This is a genomic window from Haladaptatus sp., from assembly GCF_049589095.1.
Classification (GTDB): Archaea; Halobacteriota; Halobacteria; order Halobacteriales; family Haladaptataceae; genus Haladaptatus.
In genome coordinates this window covers 1-2740 of record NZ_JBAWAC010000596.1, presented here as the reverse complement: position 1 = coordinate 2740, position 2740 = coordinate 1, and the positions used below count along the sequence as shown (strand labels likewise).

Annotated in this window: 2 protein-coding genes and 1 pseudogene; 2 read left to right on the top strand and 1 reads right to left on the bottom strand. The window is 65.8% G+C overall.

Going from position 1 to position 2740, the window contains the following annotated elements:
- Nucleotides 1-263: pseudogene (locus tag WBV42_RS18610) on the top strand (ABC transporter ATP-binding protein); the annotation flags it as partial.
- A gap of 82 nt (nt 264-345) precedes the next feature.
- Entirely contained in the window at nt 346-1008 is a 663-nt protein-coding gene (locus WBV42_RS18605) for an HAD family hydrolase (RefSeq protein WP_423987353.1), read from the top strand.
- Here WBV42_RS18605 and WBV42_RS18600 read toward each other — a convergent pair.
- On the bottom strand, nt 967-2740 hold a 1774-nt coding region (locus WBV42_RS18600), incomplete at its 5' end, for a molybdopterin biosynthesis protein (RefSeq protein ID WP_423987352.1). The two genes, WBV42_RS18605 and WBV42_RS18600, sit on opposite strands and share 42 nt — an antisense overlap.

Here is a 2740-nt window from a genome sequence, read left to right as displayed (position 1 = left end):
CCGAGTTGTGGGACGAACTGTTCGACCACGAACTCGACGGCGACAACCGCGAAACGGTCGCCGAATCGTTCGAGCGGTTCGTCTCCGGCGACCGCGAGGGTGCCGTCGCCGTCATGCGTGACCGCTTTGCGAGCGTCTGCGAGCGTCAGAATCCGGTGCTCCAGAACCGCGAACATCCGGCGGCCTGCCACCTCTACGACCAACCGGAACCGCCGAAGACGGAGTCGGAATCCGAACCGGGAATCGAATCGTCGGCCGACTAACCTCCCCCATTATTTTCACGCTTCGAACCCGTGTCCGCGGACGAAGAGTTATACGCGAAGAAGCAGTACTAGATGAACCCCAATGGTCGCCCGTGAGTACGATTTTTGGCTGCTCGATCTGGACGGGACGCTCATCGACATCGACCCGGCATACGTTCGCTCGGTGTTCGACCGCGTGAGCGACCGTCTCGGACGCGAATTTACCGACTACGAATCCGAAATCATCTGGCACGGTCTCGGCGGGTCACGCGACGCGCAACTCAGCGCGTGGGGTATCGACCCCGTCGAATTCTGGGAGGTGTTCCACGCCATCGAAGACCCGCAGGTCCGCGCCGAAAACACCTACCTCTACGAGGATGCGGAGTTCGTCGCCGACCTCGACTGTCCGGTCGGATTGGTAACCCACTGTCAGCGCTTTTTGACCGACCCGGTGCTCGACGGACTCGACATCCGCGACTGGTTTGACACCGTCGTCTGCTGTGACGAACAGTTGGGCTGGAAACCGAACCCCGAACCGGTCGAACACGCCATGACACAACTCGGCGTCGGCACGAACGAGCGCGGCGTCCTCGCTGGCGACGGGTCGAGCGACATCGGTGCGGCGTGGAACGCGGGATTGGACGCCGTCCACGTCGAACGCCACGACCCGTCCCGGAGAAAACAGTGCGTGCTCGGTGATTACCGAATCAACAGCTTCGACGAGCTATGGATGAACACCCGGCAGACGTTCGAGAACACCGACTAACGTCGAATCGACCGCCGCAGCCAGTTCCGCTACGCCCTCCTTCTCCTCGCGGTTGGGATTGACGAGAATTCGAACCCGTTCCTCGCCGAGCGGGACGAATCCCAACCCGAGTTTTTCCGCCGTCGAGCGCAGGCCGAGCCCCACATCCGCCGCGCCTGCAGCGACTTTTCTGGCCGGGCTTTCGTGGGCCTTCACGGTGAGTTCGAACCCGTCGATGGATTCGACCAGTTCGTGACGGGTCGTATCGCGGTCGTCGGCGAGGTCGGCGACTGCGTTGCCGAGCGTCGTCCGGAGACCGGAGTCGGTCCCGCGATTGATGAACCGCAGGTTTCGGTCCACGAGGTCGGCCAACCCGCCGATGTCCTCGGGATTTCCGGACGGGACGACCAGCCCCCACTCGCGGTGATAGGACGCCAGTTCGGTGCCGCTGCTCGCGTCCGAGGCGGAGTCGTTCGCCGTCCCAGCAGAACCACGTTCGGCGTCTCCGGACACGACCGCGAAATCCGGCACGCCGTTCCGGAGGCGGCGCAGGCCTTCCCGGCTACCAAACGGGAGATAGCGTGGCGAGTCGAGGGAGTCGAGCAGTCGGGAGAGCGCGGGGTCGTCCTCGCCGACGCCGAGGACCGAGGGGGTCCGAACGTCGGGCGAGAACAGTCGCACGGAGACTTCCTCGCCTTCCCCGAGATACGCCGTATCCGGTGGGACCGTCACGACGCCGTCGGCTTCCACGAGGCTGGTCGTCGCTCCGCTTCCCTTGTCCACCGGATAGGCGAGCGTGCGGCCGTGTTCGTCCTCGACCAAGCCGGTCGGCATGAGTCGCATCCGACCCTCGTCGTAGCGTTCTTCGGCGGCCATCCGAGCTTCGACGGTCGCCGTGGTCGGTTCCGGGAGTCCGGCGGCGTCGCGGATGGCGGGCGCGACGAAGGTCTGGAAGATGGTCAGCGCGGAGACGGGATAGCCCGGCAGGCCGACGTACGCCGAATCGGGGAACCGCCCGACGAGCATCGGTTTGCCGGGTTTGACGGCGACGCCGTGGAGCAGGAGTTCGCCGCGCGATTCGATGACGCGGTAGATCACGTCTACCGCGCTCGCACTGGTCGACCCGGACGAGAGGACCAGGTCACACTCTTCGGAAGCCTCCAACAGCAGGCGCTCCATCTCCTCGTAGTCGTCGCCAGCGTGTGGGTATAACACCGGTTCGCCGCCCGCTTCCGCCACGGCGGCCGCCGTCGTGTAACTGTTCACGTCGTAGATCTGTCCCGACTCGTCCGACAGCGGGTTGCCGGGACGGACGAGTTCGTCGCCGGTGGAGATGATACCGACGGTCGGCGTTCCGCGGACGGGTACTTCGTCCACGCCGAGCGCCGACAGCAGACCGATCTCGCGGGCGGTGAGTCGCGTTTCGGGCCCGAGCGCACGTTGGCCCGCCGCGATGTCCGCCCCGGCGAGCATGGTGTTTTCGCCGGGTGTGAGGGCGGTACGGACTTCCACGCCGTCCGTTCCCTCGCGCTCGACGTAGTCGGTTCGTTCGACCATCACCACGGCGTCCGCGCCGGGCGGCATCACGGCCCCGGTGGAGATCTCGACGGCTTCGCCCTCGCCGACTTCCACGTCGGGTTCCGTCCCCGCGTGCACCTCTCCCACGAGGTCGAGGACGGCGGGGTCGGCCTCGTTCGCGCCGAAGGTATCCCTCGCCTTGACCGCGAAGCCGTCCATGCTCGCCCGGTCGAAC